This window comes from Autumnicola lenta (genome assembly GCF_031846515.1).
Taxonomy (GTDB): domain Bacteria; phylum Bacteroidota; class Bacteroidia; order Flavobacteriales; family Flavobacteriaceae; genus Autumnicola; species Autumnicola lenta.
This window is the reverse complement of sequence record NZ_JAVRHO010000001.1, coordinates 16,844-33,408: the sequence shown is the minus strand read 5'-3', so window position 1 is coordinate 33,408 and position 16,565 is coordinate 16,844. Positions and strand designations below refer to the sequence as shown.

At 38.6% G+C, this 16,565-nt stretch carries 15 protein-coding genes; 4 read left to right on the top strand and 11 right to left on the bottom strand.

Going from position 1 to position 16,565, the window contains the following annotated elements:
• Positions 1-66 precede the first annotated feature (66 nt).
• The 3 genes from RM545_RS00155 to RM545_RS00145 all read right to left on the bottom strand — a co-directional run bounded on the left by RM545_RS00155 (position 67) and on the right by RM545_RS00145 (position 2,836).
• Positions 67-198, bottom strand: a complete 132-nt coding sequence (locus tag RM545_RS00155) for a hypothetical protein (protein ID WP_311493240.1) — start codon at positions 196-198, stop codon at positions 67-69.
• 182 nt (positions 199-380) lie between these two features.
• The gene (locus RM545_RS00150) at positions 381-1,760 is read right to left on the bottom strand and encodes a sialate O-acetylesterase (protein WP_311493239.1); all 1,380 of its coding nucleotides are present in this window, start codon (positions 1,758-1,760) and stop codon (positions 381-383) included.
• Positions 1,760-2,836 carry an SGNH/GDSL hydrolase family protein gene (locus RM545_RS00145; protein WP_311493238.1) on the bottom strand — a complete coding sequence of 359 codons (1,077 nt, stop codon included), beginning with the start codon at positions 2,834-2,836 and terminating at the stop codon, positions 1,760-1,762. The genes RM545_RS00150 and RM545_RS00145 overlap by 1 nt, the downstream gene beginning before the upstream one ends.
• Positions 2,837-3,021: 185 nt before the next feature.
• Between RM545_RS00145 and RM545_RS00140 the strand changes: the two genes are divergently transcribed.
• Positions 3,022-3,771 (top strand): ISAs1 family transposase, encoded by a 750-nt coding sequence (locus RM545_RS00140; protein WP_311493237.1) that lies wholly within the window; start codon positions 3,022-3,024, stop codon positions 3,769-3,771.
• Positions 3,772-4,074: 303 nt separating this feature from the next.
• Here RM545_RS00140 and RM545_RS00135 read toward each other — a convergent pair whose 3' ends face one another.
• The 6 genes from RM545_RS00135 to RM545_RS00110 form a co-directional block, all read right to left on the bottom strand.
• Positions 4,075-4,284 (bottom strand): hypothetical protein, encoded by a 210-nt coding sequence (locus RM545_RS00135; protein ID WP_311493236.1) that lies wholly within the window; start codon positions 4,282-4,284, stop codon positions 4,075-4,077.
• 30 nt (positions 4,285-4,314) lie between these two features.
• The gene (locus RM545_RS00130) at positions 4,315-5,121 is read right to left on the bottom strand and encodes an SDR family NAD(P)-dependent oxidoreductase (RefSeq protein ID WP_311493235.1); all 807 of its coding nucleotides are present in this window, start codon (positions 5,119-5,121) and stop codon (positions 4,315-4,317) included.
• On the bottom strand, positions 5,108-5,572 hold the full coding sequence (locus RM545_RS00125; RefSeq protein WP_311493234.1) for a DUF2062 domain-containing protein: 465 nt from the start codon (positions 5,570-5,572) through the stop codon (positions 5,108-5,110). Before RM545_RS00125 ends, RM545_RS00130 begins: the two co-directional genes overlap by 14 nt.
• Positions 5,538-6,170 (bottom strand): SRPBCC family protein, encoded by a 633-nt coding sequence (locus tag RM545_RS00120; protein ID WP_311493233.1) that lies wholly within the window; start codon positions 6,168-6,170, stop codon positions 5,538-5,540. The genes RM545_RS00125 and RM545_RS00120 overlap by 35 nt, the downstream gene beginning before the upstream one ends.
• A gap of 407 nt (positions 6,171-6,577) precedes the next feature.
• Positions 6,578-7,552, bottom strand: a complete 975-nt coding sequence (locus RM545_RS00115) for an NAD-dependent epimerase/dehydratase family protein (RefSeq protein ID WP_311493232.1) — start codon at positions 7,550-7,552, stop codon at positions 6,578-6,580.
• A complete protein-coding gene (locus tag RM545_RS00110; RefSeq protein WP_311493231.1) occupies positions 7,552-8,364 on the bottom strand; it encodes an SDR family NAD(P)-dependent oxidoreductase in 813 nt (270 codons plus the stop codon). The genes RM545_RS00115 and RM545_RS00110 overlap by 1 nt, the downstream gene beginning before the upstream one ends.
• A 216-nt stretch (positions 8,365-8,580) precedes the next feature.
• Here RM545_RS00110 and serA point away from each other — a divergent pair, with 216 nt between their 5' ends.
• Positions 8,581-10,473: a phosphoglycerate dehydrogenase gene (serA, locus tag RM545_RS00105; RefSeq protein ID WP_311493230.1), complete on the top strand. Its 1,893-nt coding sequence runs from the start codon at positions 8,581-8,583 to the stop codon at positions 10,471-10,473.
• 82 nt (positions 10,474-10,555) lie between these two features.
• A complete protein-coding gene (trhA, locus tag RM545_RS00100) occupies positions 10,556-11,206 on the top strand; it encodes a PAQR family membrane homeostasis protein TrhA (RefSeq protein ID WP_311493229.1) in 651 nt (216 codons plus the stop codon).
• 318 nt (positions 11,207-11,524) lie between these two features.
• Here the strand turns inward: trhA and RM545_RS00095 are convergent, their stop codons facing one another.
• The gene (locus RM545_RS00095) at positions 11,525-14,551 is read right to left on the bottom strand and encodes an AAA family ATPase (protein ID WP_311493228.1); all 3,027 of its coding nucleotides are present in this window, start codon (positions 14,549-14,551) and stop codon (positions 11,525-11,527) included.
• A gap of 2 nt (positions 14,552-14,553) precedes the next feature.
• Positions 14,554-15,771 (bottom strand): exonuclease SbcCD subunit D C-terminal domain-containing protein, encoded by a 1,218-nt coding sequence (locus tag RM545_RS00090; RefSeq protein ID WP_311493227.1) that lies wholly within the window; start codon positions 15,769-15,771, stop codon positions 14,554-14,556.
• 267 nt (positions 15,772-16,038) lie between these two features.
• Here RM545_RS00090 and RM545_RS00085 point away from each other — a divergent pair, with 267 nt between their 5' ends.
• On the top strand, positions 16,039-16,521 hold the full coding sequence (locus RM545_RS00085) for a YciE/YciF ferroxidase family protein (RefSeq protein WP_311493226.1): 483 nt from the start codon (positions 16,039-16,041) through the stop codon (positions 16,519-16,521).
• The last annotated feature ends 44 nt before the right edge of the window (positions 16,522-16,565 follow it).

The following is a 16,565-nucleotide window of genomic DNA, read 5'->3' as shown; positions in this document are numbered from 1 at the left end:
AAGTTTCCGATCATAAAGTTAAACTCCTGGCTCTTATTTCCTGCAGCGTAGCGCTGTTGCTCTTTTTTAGGGATCGATAATTGTCAATTTTTGTGCTGAACGACCTGCCAGGTTTTTAGAACCCGGCAGGTCTGTAACCTCTGGAATTATGGATGGAGATTCTGACGTTTCTAATTTCTGAAGGTCGAAAATTGCCAAATTTAAGGCTGAACTTTTGCGCTGTTATTAATGGAATGAAAAGACCTCACAGGTTTTCAAAACTAGTGAGGTCTGATGCCGATAATTGCCAAATTTTGATGCTCATTAAAAGTTTCAGATCAGAGAATTAAACTCCTGACTCTTATTTCCTGCAGCGTAGCGCTCTTTGCTCTTTTTTTAAGCTACAATTCTGCTCTAAAACTGGACGCAGGCAGCCCCGCTTCATTTAAAACATTGGAAGTACTCGTACTTCCCCAGGAAAATCTTACTTTTTTGGGTTCTTTTACTTTTCCTGACCTTAAAATGATCACATTATCACTAATTTTGGCGATGGCAGGATGAAAATTGCCATTTTCACCGGCAAGCTCGAATTGCGATTCCTTATTGCTCTTGTCAAAATGCAATTCTTCAGCATGTTCAAAATAGATTCTTACTTTACTGCCATCTTTTTCCGCTTTTTCGAACTGTGGGGCATAAGCACCATCTATTTCTTTTCCGTAGTGATCTGCAAGTGCAAGTCTGGCAAATCTTAGCCCTACATCCAGTTTATTGCGGGGATGGATGTCTTTAATATTGCCAATATCGCTGGTCATGACCATGCCTGTTTTTGGCAATTTTCTTACCCGGCGCTGCGCATCCCGTATTTCCACACCAGAATAATTATCACCATAATCGTAAGGTGCTATTTGGGCATAATAAAAAGGAAATTCTGTTTCCCACTCGTCACGCCAGCTTTTAATAAGTGTAGAAAATAGCTGCTCATAATAAGCCGCATTACTTGTATTGGATTCGCCCTGGTACCACAAAATCCCCTGAATTTTAAACGGAACAAGAGGAGCAATCATCGCATTATAAATCAATCCCGGCTCATTTGGTCCCCAACGCTCGGCGGGTAGCATTTTGGCTGCTTTTGCAAGGCTGTCATTACTTATAATTGCTTCGGAAGGAACCCATACTTCAGCGGGAGTTCCACCCCAACTGGAATTGATAAGTCCCACGGGCACGCCAAGTTCTTCCTGAAGTTTTTTTCCGAAGAAGTAAGCTACAGCACTAAAGTTCTTCATCGTTTCCGGAGAACTCTGTACCCAGCTACCATCCAAATCCTGCTGCCTGTTTTCAGCAGTTCGATGTGCTACAGAAAAAAACCTGATCTGGTCGTTTTCTGCTTCCGAAATGGCTTCTTCAGCATTGGTAATGCCGGCGCCGGCACTCCATTCCATATTTGACTGTCCAGAAACCAACCACACTTCACCCAATAACAGGTTTTTCAGTTTAACTTCGTTGTATCCCGAAATGGTGATTTCCTGGCTGCCGCTTACATCTGGCGTAGAAAGGGTAATTTGCCAATTTCCGTTTCTATCACCTTTGGTGTTAAGCTGCTCATCACTCCAGCTAGTACTTAGCTTGATCTCTTCACCCGGCTTGGCCCATCCCCAGATTTTCACCTCGGCATTTCGTTGTAATACCATATTATCTGAAAATATTTCCGGAAGGCTGATATTTGCAAAAATTTGAGCACTACTCAGGATTAAAAGCAGGAAAAATGCAGAATTTAATTTCATCAGGAATTGTTTTGAAGTAGTTCTTTAAAAAACGGAATAAGTTGTTCTGCCATTAGTTCATGGTCTTCAATATCTGGATGATAGCCGCAGCCGTGCGGAGTTACAGCGTCAAATTCAAAGATATTTATTTCCTTCTCAGGAAAATTTTCTTTTACATTTTGAAGCGATTCCAGCAGTATCTCGTTGTTTTCCCCACTCACCATTGGGCTGGTTAAAAGGGCAATTTTCACCCCCGGATACTTTTGAAAGATCATTTTTACAAACTTTTTATAATTGGAAGTGAACTTTTCCTGATCAAAATCTGCTCGTGCTTTTTCACCGTCGCCCAGGGAAAGATCGTTGGTGCCCAGGGCAATACTTACCACCTCGGGAGCTTCCTCAAATTTGGCTTTTTTAGAATTGTCGTTATTGAGGTAAAGATTTTCATAAACATCGGGCATCACTGGTTGGTCTTCGTCATTCCAGTTGCGGTACATTCCCATTCCCGAAACGCAGGATAATTCAAAATCTGTATTTAGAGCCCTGGCGACCCTTGGGCCGTATGCGAGATACGCGTTATGCTGAAAATACCATTCCCCGGTATCGCACGGATATTCTTCTGTGTCGGCTCCCATTCCGCAAGTAATGGAATTACCGATAAACTCAATTTTTGGGCGATCTTCAATTTCCGGAGTACTTACTTCTTCTGCCGCTATTCCGTGGAAATAGAGCGTGCCGGTAGTAGCTTCGGTAGCTTTATAAATGCCCAGAGCATTGTTGCTGACGGAATCTGGTAAATCAATTTTTATAGCTTCGTCGGTCCGAAAACGTCCAAGGTAGCTTCCGTTAAGTTCAATATTTGCAAAAAGAGGCTGTTCATTTTCCCCGCTAAGGAAAATTTGGACGCTATCTCCTGAAACCTTCATTTTTACTGAAGCTCCGGAATTTATAAGTGCAACTGCAGTATCATTTATTTTTTCGATTCTTCCGGAATACTGGTAAGCATCGTTTTGAGCAGTAAAAGTTTGAGGTTCTTTTGTAGTCTCGCTACAGCCTATGCAAACCAGCAGGAGTAGCAGCAAAAGTTTCTGAATCATGGGAATTATTGTTTATACTTACGAAACTACAGGATTTCTTCAAAAAGCGGGGATAAATCTCTCTTTTTTATTGCTGCTGAAACATTACCTTTAACCGGGTCTTTTCCAATATCGACAGAGAACAATTTGAACAGTGTTTTATAGAGTGCTACAAACTCTGACGGCATTGCAGCCAAGAGAGGTGATTGCCATTAACAGTAAAACGATTAAGGGAGACCAAGGTCAGTGGCGGAAAATCCCCCGTTCATATGGTCAGTGCCTGGGCCAATGAAAACGACCTTGTTCTAGGACAGGTCAAAGTATCTGAAAAATCTAATGAAATTGCAGCCATTCCTAAACTATTGGAAGTCCTCTTCTTAGAAGACACCTTGGTGACCATTGATGCCACGGGTTGTAAAACTGAGATTGCCATAGAAATTACCAGCAGAAAAGCAGGTTATATTTTAGCAGTCAAGGAAAACCAACCCCAACTTTATAAAGATATAGAAGATGAATTTCGATTTGCCAAACAGATAGAAAAACAGGTGTCTGAAGATTTGGGGCACGGCAGGATAGAGACAAGGGTATGCCAGGTCATTAAGGATTTTCAATTTATGTCTGCTGAAACTACCCAAAAATGGGAAGGCTTAAAAGCAGCCATTAATATAGAGAGCGTTCGTAAATTTAAAAATAGCCACAAGCCAAAGGAGATGGCTACCTGGTACTATATCACCAGCTTGGAACCCAATGCAAAGGATTTTCAAAAAGCAATCCGTTCGCAATGGGGTATTGAAAACAAACTGCGCTGGACCTTGGATGTTGCCTTTTCAGAAGATGCATCGAGAAAACGGGCAAAAAATGCTTCCCAGAATTTTTCTATCCTAAATAAAATAGCCTTGAACCTGCTTAGAAATGAAAAAACAGCTAAGGTAGGGTTCAAAGGCAAGAGATTATAGCCGGCCACAAACCCAGGACCTGATTTAATGGAAAAAGCAAAATTCCCCTGAATAGTATTTCATACCCGAGTAAATAAAAGGACCATGACAAAAAATTACTTTCTACTAATTTCTGACTCCATAAAGATTTCCTTATTTGAGGGTAAACAAGTAAATTTTCGACCTTTTTTGCATTGAAATAAACCATTGGAATTATAAAAAGTAAGAGTAAAAATGCCGCAATAAGAAATGGATATGTCTCATCCAATTTAAATATTAACCCCAGGTCATTTATCCTTAAGGTAGGTATAAAACAATAAAGACTTAAAAAAGGCAAAATACCCATACAATTCCTCCCAGGTATCGTGTAAAAAGAATGAAATTTACATGACCCTTATCTTCTCCATATTTATTTTTAAAATGAAATTGAAGCTTTTCAGATTTAAAGGTAAACCAGTAAATAAGAAAAGTTAGGAGTCCGGTTAAAATGGCAATTGAAATAGTAAGATCTTTTAAGTTAAAACTCAGATCCATAGAAATGCTGATATTTAGAGGAAAATGTATCTATCCGACTGAAGAATAACTTAAAATTTCTTTTTGAAGTTTGTTTCCAATGACATTCATCTGGGTTTGTACAGGAACTAGTTTTTGGAAAATAACACTCAATTTATTGATTTTTCCGGGAATGATAACAAATTTTTTCTTTAAAAGTCTATTTATACTTATTTCTGCAACTTCTTTCGGAGTCAAAATTGATTTCTGAATAATCCCTTTATGGGAATTTATTCTTTTTGACACCTCTGAATTCGTTGCCAGACCTCCCGGACAGGTTACTGCAACATGTATATTTAAATCTTTTACTTCTCTGGAAAGTCCCATTGAGAATGACAAAACAAAAGACTTACTGGCAGGATATACAGTTTTATATGGCATAGGGGAAAAGGCCGCCAGACTTGCTACGTTTAAGATGTAATTCTGCTGATTTTTGCAAAAGAAAGGCAGCAACTGATGGGTTAATAATACCAGGCTTTGAATATTTAAGGAAATAATATTCTGAATATAATCTACAGAGGCTTCTTTGAATTTTTTCGTTCCCCCCATACCTGCATTATTAATTAACATGTTTATTTTATAAGGAGCAAGGTTTTTCACTAATTCATTGATCCTATTTATTTTAGTTAGATCGGTTTCAAAGTATAAAACCTTAATTTTATATTCCTCCTGCAAACTCCGGGCGGTGGTTTCAAGATTTTCATTTGGCAGGGAAACCAAAATAAGATCCCTTTTCCGCATGGCGCAGGATCGGGCAAAGGCATAACCCAAACCCTGACTTGCACCAGTGATGACGGTTAATTTATTATATGTCTCCATGGATTTTCAATTTTCGTTTGTAATATCTCAAAATACCATAATAGATTATTAGGGAGCTGGATAAACCTGTCACTAAACCCCCCATGAGCAGGGATAACATAACGTCTTTACCTGCCAGGAGAATAATTTTAAAAAAGCTAAAATCAATTTGATTAGGAAAAATGAAATCATTATCAATTCCTAAAAGTGTCTTTCCTAACCAATAATTAAAGGCAAAAATGAATACTCCAGTTATAGCATTGGTATTAAAAACAGCAAGACAGGCAGCTTTTTTATTTACCCCAAGAGATGAAGAAAAAAATAAGGCTATAAAAACCTGAAACCCCGGAACGGGCATCATCCCAATGAAAGAACCTAGGGCAAATCCCTTAGCTATGCTTTCAGGACTGCCACTTAAGGTAAAGATCTTAAGGCTTTTAATCTTTGCTATTAGTGTCTTCATTTTCAGCATTTTCTTTCAATAAATTAAGAGTTTTAATCAATCTGTCCTGTATAATCGGATCGGCAACAGCTCTTGGGAACTCGGGTTTGTCATGGCTAATACTTGTATAAACAACCTGCGTAATTCCACTGTTCAGGGGGATTAATTTCCATTCTGATTGGAGACTTTCAATGCGATTTACGTTGTCCTTTTTGGAAATAGAATTTGGCGAACTTTCAGACTTTATAATAAACTGCTTGTCTCCTTCTATTATTTTATTTATTGTAATTAAATCTTTTGATTTAAAAGGCCATGGTAATCTGAATTGCAAATATGTTTGCCAGAATTCTGGTCCGAGTATCTTGATAATACTTTCTTTAGAAATTTGCCGTTTTTTGAGTTTTTCAGAATTTTGAAATTGCTCAATTATTTCCGGAGGATTGGCATTAATAAAAAACTCTGCTTTCATTTCCCGCACCTTAATACCCTCTGTTGATGTAAGCCAACGGTAACTGATTTCAATTTCATTTTCTACTTTCTTAATCTCCCAGGTGGAAATATTTTGAGAATTTCCCTGAATAAAAAAGCAGTTCAGAATTAAAATGAAACAAATGTTATCTCTGGACATACAAACTTTTACTAAATTATTTTTTTAAATAAAAACTAAATTTAGTTTTTAAATACTTCCCTATCAATACCCATAAGTGGGTAGTTTTGAGGTTATGTTAGGTATTAGGAGACGGTCGTAACTTCTGGAGGTTAGCCGTAGTAATTTATATATAAAACCTGTAGATGAAGGCAAAGAAAGTCTGGATGTATATACTATTTGATTAAAGTGCTCAGCTTAATGAAAGTTTAATGCGTTTGCCCTGGTTGACAATGCATGCTTATGGCAGGTTGGCTACAGCTTTTGTATATTTAATATTATAACCCTTGAATCGCATTTATAATACATATCTGGATCAATGTGCACATCATTGATATTTTATGAATTTTAAAAAAGTTACGATTCCAATGGTGCTGAAAACTAGACGATTACAACTTCCCATTCTTCTGAAACCATGCAATAGCATTATCTATCGCCTGATCAATCGGTTGAAAATGAACACCTAGTTCTTCCTCTGCTTTTTTAGCAGAATAATAATTTTTAACACTTAAGATCTTCATGTTGGCAGATGAAACTGAAGTTTTTATAGCCATCTTTCTTATAAAATCCCCGCCGTAGCCAGCGACTAGAAGTAACTGTGTGGGCACTTTTATCATTACCGTTTTTGTTTCTGACCGTTGCACAATCTTGGTGAAAAACTCTTGATAGCTCAGGTTTTCCCCGGCCAAAAGGTAAGTTTCCCTGTTCTTTCCTTTTTCCAGTGCCGCACTAATCCCAAGTGCAACATCCCGCACATCTACAAAATTTTTTCCGCCGGGAGGATAAAAAATGAACTTTTTACCGTAGCCCATTAAAATAATTTCCCCGGAACTGGGTTTGCCGTCATAAGGACCGAGCATAAAAGTTGGATTTACGGTTATAACATTAATTTTATCAGCATAAGAAAGGAGCTTTTCCTGGCCTTCAAGCTTGCTTTTTGCATAAAGAGATTCGGTGAAAGGAGGTTTTAAAGGGGTCTTTTCTGTTCCCGGACTTTCTAAAGTTCCAAAACCCATCGTGTTTGCGGAACTTACGTAGATAAACCTTTTAAGCTGATGCTTTATAGCGGAATTGACAAGATTCTCACTTCCCAGGACATTTACTTTATAGTAGCTATCGTAATTTGGCAAATCTGGAGAAGTGAGGGCAGCGATGTGGATCACAGCATCACAACCGTTAACAGCATTTTCTACAGCAGAAACATCGGTAATATCCCCCTGCACAAGCTCCAGGTTTTTGTGTGGTGGCAGTAAAAATTTTTCTTTGCTTCTTAAAAGCCCTTTCACACTGTGGCCAAGCTCAAGAAAATGTTTTATAGTATTGGTTGCCAGTAAGCCGTTAGCTCCGGTAATAAGCAGCTTCATTAATCAGCGTTTTCTATTTCCTTCAGTGCATTATTGCTCAAAATTGACATTTTAACAGATACGGGTAAAACATGTAGTAAGAACCAGCCAAAGCGGTGCGCCCAGTTCAGTTTTATAACGTTTTTTCCGATGAAAAGTTGATCAATCGAAAGCCTGGCGATTTCTTCCGGCGGAAGAACAAATATTTTCGTCCGCATCCCTTGCTTGTCAATTCTCGAGGAAACATCTCCGTTTGTTTTGATGGGCCCCGGATTAAGTACGCTGAAAAAGACACCTTTATCTGAAAATTCATTCTGAAGACTTCGCGTAAAACTGTGTACAAAAGCCTTGGAAGCCGGATACACTGTTTTGTAAGCAATTGGGCACATCGCTGCCATACTGGAAACGTTCAGCACATAGGATTGTTCGCTTTTAAGCAGGTTGGGAAGGAGTTGGTGGGTGATTATGGAAGTAGCTTTTACATTAAGCTCAATCATCTTGTCAATATAATCTGCACCTGCTTCCAGAAATCTTTTGTTACCTCCAAATCCTGCATTGTTAATAAGAATATCGAGGCGAAAATTGTTATTTATCCATGCGGTAAGGTCCAGGACATTCTGTTTTATAGTAAGGTCTGTTTCGTAAAAATGAGCTTCACAGCCGGCTTTCCGGACTTCTTCTGCCACCTGTTCCAGGCCTTCTCCAGGTAAACTTACCAGGATTACGTTTCTTTGCCGTTTAGCGAGATCAAATGCAAAGGCTTTTCCAAGGCCTCTGCTAGCACCGGTGATTAGCGCGAAACGTCCCGGTTTTCCGTTTCTGGTTATATTCATTATTAGTTTATTAAAAGCAACAAATTTACTTTAAAACTTATCTTTTTCATAATTCATATCCTTATTAGTGCATTTAAATTTAAATGTATTTAACGATTTTCTCTAATTTGTGTAAAAACGATAAAAGCTGCAGATATAATTTTCTGAAGTGCTTATAAATGCGCTAAAAATCTTAGTTTTGGGGCTTATTATTAAAACCTGAAGAGAGTATTCTGCATGGAAAACAATAGGAATTACGTAATAGATTTTGACAGTACATTTACCCAGGTTGAAGCCCTGGATATTTTAGGTGAAATTTCATTGTCGGGAAAGCCAAACCGTGAGCAGCTCCTTGCTGATCTAAAATCGTTAACTGACAGAGGAATGGAGGGAGGTTTATCCCTAAGGGAATCTATCCAGAAACGTCTCGAATTACTGCAGGCAGAGAAAAGCCATCTTGAACCGCTTATTGAAAGCCTAAAAGGAAAAGTTTCTTCTTCTTTTGTACGAAATGAAGATTTTTTCCAGGAAAACAAAGATCACATCTTTATTCTTTCGAATGGTTTTAAGGAATTTATTGTACCTATCGTTTCCCAATATGGGATAAAAGAGGAAAATGTATTTGCCAACAGTTTTGTATTTGATGACGAGGGTAAAATTATAGGTTTTGATAAAGACAATGTGCTCTCTTCCAATAACGGTAAAGTGGAGCAGTTAAAAGCACTGGAGCTTAAGGGTGATGTGTATGTGATTGGCGATGGATACACAGATTATGAAATAAAAGCGGCAGGTCTTGCCAATAAATTTTACGCATTTACTGAAAACGTTTCGCGGGAAAAAGTGACTGCAAAGGCAGATCATATTACCCCGAGTCTTGATGAATTTTTATATCTACATAAAATGAATAAAGCTATTTCTTACCCTAAAAACCGAATTAAAGTTTTACTTCTTGAAAACGTGCATGAAGATGCTGTAGCCATCATGAAAAAAGAAGGTTACAATGTCTCGACGTATGCCGGGGGAATGGATGAAGATGAATTAGCTGAAAAAATTAAGGACGTTTCTGTTTTGGGAATCCGTTCCAAAACTCAACTTACCAAAAAGGTGCTGGATAATGCACAACGTCTTATTGCAGTTGGTGCTTTTTGTATTGGGACCAACCAGATAGACCTGGAGGAATGTCTTAAAAAGGGAGTTGCCGTTTTTAACGCTCCTTACAGTAACACGAGATCTGTTGTAGAGTTGGCAATTGGTGAGATTATCCTTCTTATGCGAAATCTTCCAGATCGTATTGCTGAAATGCACCAGGGAAAATGGAATAAATCCGCTTCCGGAAGTTATGAAATTCGTGGTAAAAAGCTGGGAATTGTTGGCTACGGAAATATTGGAGCTCAACTTTCTGTTGTGGCAGAGGCAATAGGTTTTGATGTTTATTATTATGATCTTGTAGAAAGACTTGCTTTGGGAAATGCCACTAAATGCAGCAGCCTTCAGGAACTTCTGGAAACTGCAGAAATTGTCACGCTTCATGTAGACGGAAGAGCAGCAAATCAAAATCTTATAGGAGAAGAGCAATTTCAGCAAATGCAAGAAGGTTCTATTCTTCTTAATTTGAGTAGGGGGCAGGTTGTTGATGTGAAAGCTCTTAAGAAGCATATTTCTTCAGGAAAAATTAAAGGAGCGGGAATAGATGTATTTCCGAAGGAGCCAAAAACGAACAATGAAGAATTTGAATCTGAACTGCGCGGATTGCCAAATGTTATTTTAACTCCGCATATTGGCGGTAGTACACAGGAAGCTCAGGAAAATATCGGAAATTTTGTTCCGGGAAAAATCATCGATTACATCAATACCGGTGGAACAACAAATTCTGTTAACTTCCCTAACCTGCAGTTGCCAAGTCTTGAAAATGCACACAGGCTTATTCATATTCATCATAATAAACCGGGCATTATCGCGCATATCAATAAGATTCTTGCTGCAAACGACATTAACATTGTTGGGCAGTATCTTAAGACCAACGAGACTGTGGGTTACGTGATTACAGATATTGACAAGGCTTACGATGCCGATGTGATTAAGGAATTAAAAGGCATAGAAGGCACAATTAAATTCAGGGTGCTTTATTAAATGTTATCTTTAAGCAAAAGAGGTTGACAATCTTCAGAATATGCGATAAATTTATTCTGAAGATCGTTTAAACTTTTTTGCTGTGGATCAGAACCCGAACACTTATCCGCCTTTCGAGGAGAAACTGAATGTGATTTCCCATGCCTTCGGTTTTGGATTAAGCATCTTTGGATTAGTGCTTCTAATCCTGCGCGCCGACGATTACGGAGAAACCGTTCATTTGGTAAGTATCCTTATTTTTGGAGCAAGTATGGTGCTTTTGTATGCAGCTTCCACGCTCTATCACAGCGCAAAAAAACACAGGCTACGGGTAAGACTTAATATCCTCGACCACTCTGCCATTTACGTACTTATTGCAGGGACTTACACGCCTTTTGCACTGGTTACCTTACAGGGAACATCCGGCTGGATTATCTTTGGTGTGGTTTGGGGAATGGCTTTGGCGGGAATTATACTTAAGTTTTTTTTCACCGGAAAATACCAGACCCTTTCTACAATTATGTATGTGGTAATGGGCTGGATCATCGTTTTTGCCGTAAAACCATTGGTAGAAAACCTTAGCTTTAACGGACTAATGTGGCTCGTCGCCGGCGGAATTTCATATACTATTGGTGCAGTACTTTTTAGCCTGGACAGGATAAAATTTAACCATGCAATATTTCACATGTTCGTGCTATTCGGAACGTTTTGCCACTTTATTTCTATCTACTATTATGTACTTCCCGCGGAATAAATATAATTTTGAATGATGAATTTTAAATTCTGAAGTAAGAAGAAAGAACAGAGAGAAAAAGATTAAAAATAGCCAAAGAGGAAAAGAGTGAAGGGGGAATTCGAAGTTAAAAGTATGAAGGCGAGCTACAAAAGTGCATTGCGGGGTTTCTGCGCTTATCTGCGGGATCTGCTGGAAACTATTCTTGAGAATTATTCGTGCATTCGAGGTCCGGAAAGGGAAGAGTTAAAGAGCGAAAAAGGAAAAAGAACATTCAAAATTCAGATTTCAAAATTTAAAATATCTTTTTTCTATCGACTATGGTCTACAGCCTACCAACTAATTCACCTCCAAACTACTATATCCCTGTCCGTTTCGGGTTAATTTGATTTGAGTGGCAATTCGTTCTTTTAGCGAATCCACATGACTAATTATTCCGATAGTTTTTGAAGATTCCGCCTGCAGTTTTTCCAAAGTATCGAGTGTTTGATCGAGCGTTTCAGGATCGAGCGTTCCAAAACCTTCATCGATAAACAGGCTGTTTATTTCCACATTTTTAGAAGCAAGGTCAGAAAGCGCCAAAGCCATAGAAAGGCTCAGGATAAAAGTTTCTCCTCCTGAAAGTGTTTTTACCGAACGTCGCTGCCCGCCCATATGTTCGTCAATAGCAACGAGTCCATCGTCTTCCTCTTCTTCGGGTTTATCGATGTGGTAACGGTCGCTGAGGTCTTTAAGGCGTACGTTGGCCAGCTGCAGTAACTGACTTAGACTTAAATCCTGGGCGAAATCGTTGAAATTTTTACCTTTCGAATCACCTATTAGCTCATTCAGTAAACGCCACCTTTTGGTCTGTTTCTCTTTTTCAGCAATTTCGGACTTTAATTCTCTTAGACGCTCCAGGTTTTCATCATGATTTTTGATAATCCAGTGAATTTCTTTGCACTCGTCACTTATATTCTGAAACTTTACTTTTTGATCTTCCAGCTCCTCCAGTAAAATCGACTTTTCCTTCTCTACATCCAGTTTTTCTGAAGTTTCCAGCTGTTGATTGAGAATTTTTAGAGAGGCAACAGAATTATCTATTTGCTTCTGAATCGTTTCCCGTTTAGAACGCAACGCATTACATTCTGAATCTGTCATTACTGCTTTAAAAGCATCTTCAATAGCTGCAAAACCTTGTTCTGCGCTTTTTCCGGAAAGATTTTCTTCTGTTTTTGACTTTACAGCCGCTTTTTCTTCGGAAGTTTTCTCAAGTTCTTCATGTTTTGAAACTAAAGCTTTCTTTTCTTCCTGGTTACTTATCCAGCGATTTTGAAACTGCTGACTGTCCCGAAAAATATCGTCTCCTTTATACAATTCGTCCAGTTTTTGCTTCAGTTCTTTTCCTTCTTCCAATATTTCCTGAAGTTTTCCCAGGGCAGGAATCCCGGCAGAAATGGCCGACGTTGTTTTTTGCCATTTTTCGTACTGCTCAAGCTGTTGGAGCTGATTTTCATAAGAGTTGCAGTTGTTTTCCCATTCTGTACTGGTTTCAGCTTTAGGAAGCATTGCATACTTTTCCGAAAATTGCAATTTTTGATGACCAGCCTTTTTTTCGGCATCTTGAAGATTTTTATCCAGCTCCTGCAAACGTTCCTGCAGATTTTTAAAATTAAGGCTCGCATTATTCAGTTTCCGGTTCCATTCCTGCAATTCATGCTGAATTTTGCCAATTTCCCTGTCCAGAGAATCATCTTTTTCGGGTAAATCCTGTGCATAAGGATGTTCGAGAGCACCACAGAGCGGACAGGCTTCTCCATTTTTTAAATTTAATCGGTGTTCTTCCAAACTTGCCCGCAATAGCTGGTTTTCCTTCTTTAAATTGAGATTTTCAAGCCGATTTTTATACTTTTCTGAAGTGTTTTCTGCTTTCTCTATCTCTTCCGGAAGAGTATCAAGCTTTGGAGTAATGACTTCTTTCTCAGCAGTCAGTTTTTCTATTTCTTCTGAAATTTTTTCTATCCTGAAGAAATCTCGTGTTGCTTCACGGGCCAGTTTTAAGTGCTTTTGAATATTTTCCTTTTCTTTCTGAGGATTCTGAAGGTCCAGTGTTTTAAGGTCGTCACTCAAATTTGCCAATTTTCGATCAGCTTCAAATTTTAGCTCTTTTAATTGCTGTAAACTTTCCGGAAGATCCTTTTCATTGAGCTGAAACGGAACTTCTCTTAATTCTGATAAAAACTGAGACTTCTGATAAGAATATGCACTTAGTTTTTCCTTTTTTTGCTCCTGTAACCCTTGAATTTTCCTCGTAAATGCCTGCAGTTTTTCAGGAAGATCTTCAGTATTGACTTCAGTATGAATAAAGGTCGATACTTGTCTTTTTAGAGCATTGGCTTTTTCTGAATTTTCCTGCTTCTTCTTTTTAATGTTTTTAATTTCCTCCTGGAGATTCAGAATCTCTTTTTTAAGCTGATTCCAGCTCCTTAAATCATCAGAAAAATCCTGGACTTTTTCGTGTTGCTTTAAAGGAAAACCGTGTTCTTTTTCAAAGGTTTTTAGCTTCTCTAAAGCTTCACTTTTCTGAAATTCTAACTTTCTAATTTCCTTTTTCTGACTTTCAATATTGCCTTTTAGCTCTAATGCCTTATTTAAAGCCTCAATTTCCTTCTGAAAATTCTCGCAGGCACTCGTTTTCTCCTGAAACTGTTCCTGATGGTTTTTCAGGATTTCTTCCTTAAGCAACTTCTGCTGAATAATCTTTATTTCATTCTGCTGTTCCTGGATATCTTGGTTTACGGCACGGTTTTTTTCAAATGCTTTTATTCCCAGTTTTCGGTAAATTCCGGTGCCGGTAATTTTCTCCAGTAATTCCCCACGTTCTTCTTTCTTTGCCTTTAGAAACTGTGCAAATTCGCCCTGCGCCAGCAAAACTGACTTTATAAACTGGTTATAATTGAGCCCGATTAAATCTTCATTTTTCGCCGGAACTTCAGATTTTTTTAGGTCGATAATTTCTCCGGTTTCCGCATTGCTTAGCTGCATATCATATTCCCGAAGATTCCCGGTTCTTGCAGTAGAAATACTCCAGAGGGAGCTGAATTCCCCACTTTTACTCTGGTAAGTGACACGCGCAAAAGCTTCCTTTTGGTTGCGGGTAAGAATTGCTCCTTTGGCGATAATTTCATTTTTGGTGATCTTGCCCAATCTCGGCACCTGGTTAAATAATGCGAGGGAAATTACATCTAAAATGGTACTTTTTCCACTACCTGTTGGGCCGGTGATCGCGAACAACGAACTGGCGGTAAAAGGAGCAGCGGTAAAGTCAATTTTATGTTCGCCTTTAAGTGAATTTATATTCTGAAATTCTATTTTTAGGATCTTCATTTTTAATCGTTTTCGCTATTTTCAACTTCTTCCAAAAGTTCATCAAACGCGGCAAGAATTTCGTTCCTGGTTTCTTCGTCATAGTGATGCTCATTTATGAGTTTTGAAAAAACCTCTTTTGGCTTTAAATCTTCGAGCTGCTGAGAATTTTTGTAAAGATCACCGGCAGATTTTACCTGATTTTGGAAGGTTGCCCGGTGTTTTACAATTTCGTAACCCGGAGTTTTGAAATTGGTAACCAGTTCGTCGAGTAAATAGATTTTTGTAGCGTCGTAATGCTCTTCCTTCAGTTCTATTTCAATTAAAGAATCCAGGTGATTATGCTTTTCAAGTGCGCCAAGTTTTAATTGTAACTCTTCAATGCTGCCGCTAATTTTCAGCAATTTTCGGAAAGACGGAACAGGAATATTCTCCGGAAGCCAGTTTTTATCAGTATCTATAAGCAACACGCGTTTATCATCTTTTCTTTCGCTGAAGGAAAGCTGAAGAGGCGAACCGCTGTAATAGGTAGGCACGGCAGCAGAAACTTTTTGCGGTTTATGGATGTGTCCCAAAGCAATATAGCTGAAATAATCCCCAAACTGAAGCGCATTAAAAGCCGCCTGATTCCCAATCTGGATATCCCTTTCACTTTCTGAAGTTTCTGAACCTGCAGCAAACAAATGCCCCATGGCGAGCGCCGGAACAGCCGGGTGCTTTTTTTGGCAAATATCGGCTGCCAGATTAAATGTCCGCTGAATTCCTCTTCTGATGGCCTCAAGCCTGTCATTATAAGAATGGCCGTCGTTGGCGCTGCGTAAATCAGAATCGCGCAAATAGGGCAGGGCAGCGATTACCATTTCTGTTTTACCGTTTTTTCCGGAAACAGGAATAATTGCGTCCTCAAGATTTTCAGGTAAACCGCCAATTACGTGCATATCCAGCTCCTTCAGGATTTCCTTTGGCGCATCCAACATTGCCGGGGAATCGTGGTTGCCGCCGGTAAGGATAATTTTGCAGTCCAGTTTCCGCAGTTGCATTAAGGCTCTATAATATTGTTTACGTGCTTCGGAAGAGGGATTGGCGAGATCAAAAACGTCACCGGAAACCAACAGGACATCAACTTTATTTTCTTCAATGCAATTCGTCAGCCACTCGACAAAAAGTTCAAAGTCTGTGAAAAGTTCATGTTTATGGAGTTTTTTACCAATATGCCAGTCGGCAGTATGAAGGATTTTCATATAATTTTCAGCTTAATTCCAGGGGAAATTCAGAAGTTGAAAGATATTATTTATATGTTGTTCTGTAAAGAAATGAACTTGATTCTTCCGCGGGATTTCCCTACTATAGAAGAAAGGAAATTTAACTGCAGAACTTTTTCTTCCGAAGAAATTTCTAGTATAAGTGTAATTTAATACAATTACAACAAAGTATTATTAAGCATTTAACTGATACGGGAGTTAATCGTAGCTAATTTTACTCTGTAAGCAATAATTAAATAAATAGTTATGAAAAATCTAAAAGATTTATTTGAACACCAACTAAAAGACCTGTATAGTGCGGAAAGTCAGTTAATTGAAGCTTTGCCAAAAATGGCGAAAACTGCCAAAGATTCTAAATTGAAGAAAGCTTTTGAAAGCCATTTGGAAGAAACCAAAGAACATCAGAAACGTATTAAGGAAATTTGTGATGAGCTTGGGATCAAGCCTACCGGAGAAGAGTGTAAAGCTATGAAGGGACTTATTAAAGAAGCTGAAGAGTTTATTAAGGAAGATGCAGAGGAAGATGTAAAAGATGCGGGATTAGTAGCCGAAGCACAACGCGTTGAACATTACGAAATTTCAGGATATGGCACAGCTGTGCGGTATGCCAAAGAATTAGGCCATGATGATATTGCAAAAAAATTAAAGAAAACTTTAGACCAGGAATATGGAGCTGATCAAAAGCTAAATGAACTGGCAGAAGGACGTCTTAATAAAGAGGCAAAATAAAATCCTGATACATAATTGTATAAAACGCCTGTGAAAGCAGGCTT

Bases quoted from the DNA above. Each gene is read 5' to 3' on its own strand.
- RM545_RS00085 (WP_311493226.1), top strand. From the start codon at position 16,039: ATGAAAAATCTAAAAGATTTATTTGAACACCAACTAAAAGACCTGTAT.
- serA (WP_311493230.1), top strand. From the start codon at position 8,581: ATGGAAAACAATAGGAATTACGTAATAGATTTTGACAGTACATTTACC.
- RM545_RS00090 (WP_311493227.1), bottom strand. From the start codon at position 15,771: ATGAAAATCCTTCATACTGCCGACTGGCATATTGGTAAAAAACTCCAT.
- RM545_RS00150 (WP_311493239.1), bottom strand. From the start codon at position 1,760: ATGAAATTAAATTCTGCATTTTTCCTGCTTTTAATCCTGAGTAGTGCT.
- RM545_RS00145 (WP_311493238.1), bottom strand. From the start codon at position 2,836: ATGATTCAGAAACTTTTGCTGCTACTCCTGCTGGTTTGCATAGGCTGT.
- RM545_RS00110 (WP_311493231.1), bottom strand. From the start codon at position 8,364: ATGAATATAACCAGAAACGGAAAACCGGGACGTTTCGCGCTAATCACC.
- RM545_RS00115 (WP_311493232.1), bottom strand. From the start codon at position 7,552: ATGAAGCTGCTTATTACCGGAGCTAACGGCTTACTGGCAACCAATACT.
- RM545_RS00125 (WP_311493234.1), bottom strand. From the start codon at position 5,572: ATGCTGAAAATGAAGACACTAATAGCAAAGATTAAAAGCCTTAAGATC.
- RM545_RS00135 (WP_311493236.1), bottom strand. From the start codon at position 4,284: ATGGATCTGAGTTTTAACTTAAAAGATCTTACTATTTCAATTGCCATT.
- RM545_RS00130 (WP_311493235.1), bottom strand. From the start codon at position 5,121: ATGGAGACATATAATAAATTAACCGTCATCACTGGTGCAAGTCAGGGT.
- RM545_RS00120 (WP_311493233.1), bottom strand. From the start codon at position 6,170: ATGTCCAGAGATAACATTTGTTTCATTTTAATTCTGAACTGCTTTTTT.
- RM545_RS00095 (WP_311493228.1), bottom strand. From the start codon at position 14,551: ATGAAGATCCTAAAAATAGAATTTCAGAATATAAATTCACTTAAAGGC.